The following is an 8,053-nucleotide window of genomic DNA, read 5'->3' as shown; positions in this document are numbered from 1 at the left end:
ATGCGCTTTGACTCATTCCACGTGAAATCCACATTAAAGATAAGCTTTCTGATGCACTTGTAGATGCTGATTCAGTTTCACTTTGGCGCTCAGATACTGATTTGCTTGCTGATTCTGATTCAGATTTAACTGAACGTGAATTTGATTCAGATTCAGACTTAACTACATTACTTTGACTTACTTCTTTTGAAGATAAGCTATAACTACCACTTGCACTGTTTACTTCAGATAATGAGCCTGACTTGCTTGCTGAATTACTTGCTGATTCAACTGCTGATTTACTTAATGAAGCTGATTTTGAAGTGCTTTGACTTGCAGAATTAACTACTGAAGTTGCTTCTGATTTAGATGTTTGTAAACTTGTTGAAACTGATGCTGAAATAGATTCGAAATCTGATTCTGAATCAGAGTGAGCTTTCACATCACTTTGTACTTCACTCGAATGATCTTCGAATGAAGCTGACTTACTTTCAGCTACTGATTTGCTTGCTGATTGTGATGCTTGCTTAGAAGCTGATGTTGATTCAGCTTTACTTTGACTTGCACTTCTAGACAAGATTTCAACAATCGCGCTTTCTAAACTCTTAGATGCAGAAACACTATCATTAAGGCTATTTGAAAGCATTCTTGAGAATGAATCACTAGCACTTTCTGAATTTACTTTATCTAAATTACTTAAATATTCACTTTCAAGTGATGCTTTTTTGCTATCACTTTCTTGTTGTGAGTTTAAGCTAAAGCTTCCATTTTTACTATTGCTTAATGAAATTGAATCTGAAGTCTTTGCTGAATTTGATAATGAACCAGCTAAACTTCTTGAAAGTGTTAATGAAGCACTTGTTGATTCACTAATTGACTTATCAGTTGAGTTTGCAATTGACTTAGATGTTGCTAAGCTCTTTGATACAGCTTCTGATAATGACTTGTATTCTGAATTTGATACTGTATATTCTGATACTCGGCTTTGTACTTCGCTTGATTTATCTGAGCTTACAAATCTTGATAAACTTTCAAGTGATTTGCTTGCTGATGTTGAAGCACTTGTTGAAACTGATGTAGAACCAGTCTTAGATGTACGTGCACTTCTTGAAAGTGACTCTTCCAAATATCTTGATAAACTTTCTGAATTACTCTTTGAAACTTGACTTATTGATTCAGAAGCAGATTTTGAAGCCTGACTTGCTGATTCAGAAACGGATTTTGAAGCTTGGCTTGCTGATTCAGAAATTGATTTTGAAGTTTGACTTGCTGAAGTTGAAACTCTTTCAGAAGTACTTTGTGAATTAATTTTCGACATTGAATTAGACAATGATGGAATTTCAGCAACAACATGTCCTGGAATTGTATCCCAGTTGGTTTGTTGGCTAAGGCCACCCACGGTTTGTTGAGCCGAAATTCCTCTTAGTGTTCTGTTACTTGTCGTAACACGAACCCCACCTAAGTCAACTGGTAATCTTTTATTAATAACTGTACCTTTAACTACAATTTTTACATCTGTTGCGTTGTTAATTGGTGCAGTATAAAGAATACCATTATCAATTCCAGTTACATCACCAACACGACTAGCATTAGTTCCGTTTATTGTTACAGACCTAAAGTTGAAATTACTATTTCCACCATCGAAAATAATACCTTGATTCTTACTTGCAACACTATTATTTAAAATGACAGTCCACTCAATTTCATTAGTTTGAGCGTTGTAAGTATATGTTACATCCTTGATAGTATCATTACCAGCTGATTGCAATGGATGAAGTGTATTTGTTGCAACAATTCCGCCAGTTTCATCCGGATTTAATGATATAGTCGCATCTCTTTCTCCACCAGTATATGCAAAGTTAACAAATGGTGAGAATGAATCTGGATTTGATAAGTATTGTTGTAATAAAGCAACTTCTTGTGGATCCATCTGTGATAATACATCTGCTGGAATTGAAGCTAAGTCAAATACCTTATCTTCATCATCCTTGTTAGTTGTAGTATTTAATGGTAAAGAAGTTGCAGCAAAGTTATTTGTTGCCTTGTTTAAAGCAACGTTTAAGTTAGCTACGTTAGCATCTTGATTTGATAAATCAAGTGTTAATTCAGTTTGTTCTGTTTGTTGAACGTCAGCAACAGTTAATGTAGCTGGTGCTTGAACTTGGTTAGCTTCTTGAGTTGAAGCTGCTGTAGCTGTTGTAGCCTTTGATGCTGGTTTTGTTTCTTCTTTATCTGAAACAGTTTGGCTGTTTTTTGTAACTTTTGAGTCAGCCTTTGTTTCACTTGTTGAAGTACTTTGGCTTACTGAAGTACTTACACTTTCACTTGCTGAAGTACTTTGGCTTATTGAAAGACTTTCACTTGTGCTCTTTGAAGCTGTATTGTCTTGGCTTGTTGAAGCACTTGATGTACTGTCTGCTTGTGTGTTAGAAGCAACTGTTACTGTATCGTTAGTAACGAGGTTTGCTTCTGTTGTTTGTTTTTCAATAGCTGGTGCTGCAAGATTATCATCTGCAGATGCTGTTTGTGTTGTTAATGTTGCTGCCCCGGCAACTGCACCAAGCGCCGCTGCACTCTTCAAGAGCGCATCGATTCCTGGGTGAGACTCTTCTACTTTAGAGTCTAAAGTAACTGAAGTGATGTTTAATGATTCTGATTTAGCACCAAACATCTTCATTAATCCAATTTCAGAGATTAATGAACTAACCCAACCCTTGCCAGTTTTATATAACTTAACACGGGAAGTACGATCAGTTTCAGTATAATTACCTTTATACATTCTCTTACGCATGTAGTACCCTCCTAGTTTTTCGTAACACCATCAATTCCTTAAAGTTACAAATTGTAACCTTAAGAAACTAACAATAATAGCATTTCTCTTTGATAATATATTTAAAAAACGTAAAACTTGCATTATATGTGAATAAACATTGTACAATACCTTTTAAATATATATTATGATTATACCTTATATATTAGGATTTCGCACCCTTTTTGAGGAAGTTTTTTAAATTTTTTTCACAAAAATTTCATAATTAAAAATAATTTTTTATCCCTATTTTTATTTAAATTAATCCTTTTCTTAACATCATATTTCATAACATCTCGAAATTTCACACTTACTTACGAAAAAATCTCATTGCTACATTAATGTAAAAATATATCTATTTTTTATGGTAAGAAAAAAACCCCGAGATTGCTCTCGAGGTAAAAATTAACTATTTAGTTATTATTTTTCTTTACGCTTGCGTGCGATTGATGTCATACCAAACATTGATCCGGCTGCAACTAGGACTGACCCTACAAGAGTTACATTTGCTTTGTCATCCCCAGTTTGTGGTAAAACATTTTGCTTATCATTAAATACATGTTCTTTTTCAGCCAATTGCTTTTGTACCGTTGGAAGTTTAACTTCAATTAGAGCTTCATCTTTTGAAGGTTCTTTTCTTTCAGTTAATACATTAGCATCAGTTTGTTTATCAGTTACATTTTCTACTGGTAAATCATTTGATGGTTGTATTTCTGGTACTTGCGCTTCTGGCAAGTCATTTGTTGGAGTTTCACTCGGTAATTCGTTAACTTTTGGCACTTGTACTTCCGGTAAATCATTTGTTGGATGATCATTTGGTTCTTGATTCATTTCCGGCACTTGCGCTTCTGGTAAGTCATATGTTGGATGATCATTTGGTTCTTGATTTTTTTCCGGTACTTGCGCTTCTGGTAAGTCATATGTTGGATAATCATCTGGTACTTGATGTATTTCCGGTACTTGTGCTTCTGGTAAGTCATATGTTGGATAATCATCTGGTACTTGATGTATTTCCGGTACTTGTGCTTCTGGCAAGTTATATGTTGGATAATCATTTGGTACTTGATGTATTTCCGGTACTTGTGCTTCTGGCAAGTTATATGTTGGGTAATCATCTGGGATACTTTGTTCTAATGGAATTTCCGGTAAGTTATATGTTGGGTAGTCGTCCGGTACCTTTTGTTCTAATGGAATTTCCGGTAAGTCATATGTTGGATATTTGTCCGGTACCTTTTGTTCTAACGGAATTTCCGGTAAATCATATGTTGGATATTTGTCCGGTACCTCTTGAACAATTTGACGGAAGACAACATTAATTACACTATCTTCTTGTTGTGGTGTTTGTCCCTTAATAACTTCTTGATTTTCATCTACTAAGTAGTATCCATCAATTTTTGGTGTAGCAACATCTTGGTAACTATCTACTGTATGCCATCCCATAGATGTTGTTTCTTTAGTATCTTCATTAGTTGTTGTTTCATTTAACCAATGTGTAGTTTGAACATTAGATTCAACATTTGGAATTTTATTTCCTTGTTCGTCAACATAATTAATTGTTTGTGTATGAACTTCATTTGATGAATCTGTAGTAATAATTGGTTCATAATAAACTACATAGTCATAATTACCAGTTAATTCAGGATTATCTACCCCAGCAACTGTACTATCTGTTGCTTCTACAAGTTGATTGCCGTCAATAATTTTTGGTGATTCGACTGCTTGCATCCCATTATTTACAAGTTTCCAAGTTCCTTCAGTCACTACTTCATTAGTTACAGCATTAACTTTATCTGTTTTAGTAAAGCTAACTGTTTGTGTAACAGGAGCTTGTAATTCTTTATCTGTATCTTTTTGTAAATACTTAATTGTACGAGTTACTTCTTTTGTTTGTTGATTACCATCAACTACTGCAGCTTTGTAATATACTTTAATAACATCATCTGATCCTTCAAGAGGTGTTGTTACTGCTGCCACTGTTTTTTGTGTTGGATCAACCAAAACATACTTATCAAAAGTTGGTGATTCTACAGCAAACATTCCATTAGCTGTTACTCGCCAATCACCGTTTTCTGTTGTATTATCAGCATTATTAGTTGTTACTGTCCGTTCAAATGTAGCATCTTGTTTAACTGCAGTTGATGTTGGGATTTCTAAGCCTGTTGCTTCATCAAGGTATTGAATCGTACGAGTTGCTTTTCCAGAATCATCTGTTGTAATCGTGAATTTTTCAACGTATACATATGGAACAACTGTTTTGCCAGCAGTTAATTTACCCGTTTCATTAGCTGGAGTTGCTTGGTTTGCTTTAAGAATATATGCCTTACCATTTACAATGATTTCTGCAGGAGCTAAATCCTTAACATCATAGTCCTTGCCTTCTTCATTAATTGCCTTTTGGCTACCATCATACTTAGTTGGAATTTCATTGCCAAGGTTTTCGCCCTTTTCATTAACAGGTTGAATAGCAACTGAACCAAAGTTAACTTGACCATAAGTTGCGACAATTGCGACTTGCGCTTTACCTTTAACTACAACCGCTCCTGAAGTTGCTTCGTAATCTTTTTTATCGAATTTATTATCAGTTTCAAATCCTGCAAAACGATAAACATTACCATCATTACCTTTCACAAAGTAAGGTACAGTATCAGTGTAGTATGTGAAATATTGGTTAGGATCGTTAGGATTTTCTGTACTTGGCATTGGTGTCTTCTTAGGATCTACAACGTTAGTAGCATCATCAACTAAAACATCATTTGGAGTTGGTTCTGACACCATAAATTCGTCTTTATTAAGTCCTTTATCAACTTCAGCTGGAAGTTTAATAAATGGTTTTCCAGTCAAGATTTCTTTTCCAGTGACATTTTCAATATAACGAACGATAACATCACCATCTAATGACTTGTAATTTCCACCATCATTAGCGATCACATTAGGGTCATAATTAAATTCCCAGTTAACTAACGCTTGGTTATTTTGAAGTTTTTCTGCTTCTCCTGGAAGGGTAATGTAAATCGTTGCACCAGCGTCAGATTGGATTGTAGTTTTAGTCTTACCCTCAGCACGCATCTTAGCTGTTGCTTCTTGAGCCAATTGCTTAGATTTATCTGTAAGAACACGTTTTACCCCAAATTGGTAGCCATCATTATCATAGATTGTGTATTCATATTTATGTCTAAGAGTCCCGTCAATTAATTCAAAAGTAAATTCATCATCAGATAAACTTACAACCTTGAATTTAGGCTTACTTTCATCACGTAAAATAACATGATTTTCATTAACCATTGTTCCATTCCCAAATGGCATACCAACAAATTCTCTAAACTCACCATTTTGAATGAATTTTGAAAATTCAGGATCATTTAACTTAATTCTAATGATAGCCCCTGTAGGAATATCACCATTAGCTGTAATTTTAATTTGTGATTTTTGTTGATTAAAATCAATAATGTTTCCATGAGAATCAAGTGGTACTGATCCCGTTGCTTTTCCGTTAATTGATTTATCAGTAATTACTTCAGGAGTATCTAATGGTTCTCCATATGTAAGGTAATCTTTAGCTGCAATTGTCTTTTCTTGACCATTGAATGCAACTTTAATCACTGCATGGTGAATCGTATCAACGTCAACTTCTGGAGTTGCTGTATGTGTTTGTTTATGGAAAGTATAATTAAACTCACTCATGTGTTCTACTTCAGAAGTTAAGATGTAATCGGCAATCGTTGTAAGTCCTTTATTTGGAATATGCCATTGTAATTGATCTTCGATTGTTCCATGACGTTGAGCCCAATATGGTGCAGATTGATTACCACTGACACCAGTTTCTGTAACCATGTTAGTTACTTGAGTTGCTTGATCTTTTAATGTGGCAAAAACAACCCCATTATTTTCTAGCGTTAATGGTAGCTTGTCAATAGCCCCATTTCCCGCTTCATATGGTCCCAATTCTTCAAACGTCAAAGTTAATTGATCGCCTGCTTTAGCATTAGCTTTAACGGGGTCAACATTAATCGTTAAATCAAAACGACCAACATTTCCACCACCAAATTGATTATTAACTTGAACATCAGCTGTTGCATTAATTCCAGTAGTTACTTCTGCTTGTCCATGAGCAACCGTTGCCCCTGCTGGTTCAGCAGTTCCATTAGCTGAGTTTTCTACCTTAGGTGCTGTACTAGGATCTTTAGCTACAACATCACTTGCTAAAGTACCTGTTTGTACTTCACCAACTGCATCAGCAGAAGCTTGTGTACCCCCGTACATCAAGAAAGTAGCCCCTAATAAGACCGAAGCCACCCCGACGCTAACACGCTTAATTGTAAATCTCTGCTTTTTATCTTCTATTTTTTGTGCTTGCTGTTGTTTGTTGTTTTTAGAAAGCATTAAATTTCCCCCTGTTAAATTACGTTTACATTATACAAAACGTTTAACTCGTTTATATTTTGCATAACATTATCATTTTAACAAAGTTTGCTTTATTTTCCTATAAGTATATACAAAAAGAGACTGAGAAAAAGTCTTATAATTCAAAAACCTTAAGAAATTACGTTTCTAAAAGCGCTAATTTCTTAAGGTTTTTATCTTTCTATATTTGTTTCTAAAAAAATAGTTTTTCCCAGCCTTCTATAAAGATAGCAGCTGTATATATTCTAGGGAAGTTCTTGGATTTTTTGTTGTTTGTGTTAGTTTGTTGTGTTGTAAATTTTCCATCTTAATTTTATATCAGCTATTTTTATTAGTATGCTCTCTTTGTTTCTAGGAGTATGTTATATCTATTCTTATTTTAGAAAAATTTCCGATCATTTAGACCTTTTATATTTTCTCTTACTTAATCACTTATTCATTATATATGAATTTTTTGTGAATTCAACCCCTGACATTTAAGCACCGTTTGTCAAAAACGTTAATTTTACAGCATTTTACTCATGGTGTTCAATCTATTAACATTAATGTTATTTTACTCAAATTTTGCATAATAGCTTAGTTTTTTCACAATTTTACTTATTTACTAACCTTTTATTCATGTTATATATACTAAAATTCACAAACATCCTTAAAATTTAGCATTTTAATTTTTACAGACAAACCAGTCCCAAATTTCCGAAAAATGCACAGTCAATTTTTTATTTTTTTATAAAAAAACCACCCCTAAACGGCTGTAATACCTTCTAAGTATACAGATGAAATATACAAAATCATCTAAATACTTGGAGGCAACAAAAAACCCCGAGATTGCTCTCGAGGTAAAAATTAACTATTTAGTTATTA

1 protein-coding gene and 1 pseudogene are annotated in these 8,053 nt (G+C 34.1%); both read right to left on the bottom strand.

The window, feature by feature from the left end; all coding sequences use genetic code 11:
* A pseudogene (locus JCM14209_RS08095) lies at positions 1–2,770 on the bottom strand (hypothetical protein); the annotation flags it as partial.
* Between the two features lie 438 nt (positions 2,771–3,208).
* On the bottom strand, positions 3,209–7,168 hold the full coding sequence (locus JCM14209_RS08090) for a mucin-binding protein (protein ID WP_025022972.1): 3,960 nt from the start codon (positions 7,166–7,168) through the stop codon (positions 3,209–3,211).
* Positions 7,169–8,053: the final 885 nt, after the last annotated feature.

The sequence above is a fragment of the Ligilactobacillus hayakitensis DSM 18933 = JCM 14209 genome (assembly GCF_000615845.1).
GTDB classification, from domain to species: domain Bacteria; phylum Bacillota; class Bacilli; order Lactobacillales; family Lactobacillaceae; genus Ligilactobacillus; species Ligilactobacillus hayakitensis.
Note: the sequence above shows the minus strand (reverse complement) of the source record. Positions and strands in the feature narration are given on the sequence as shown.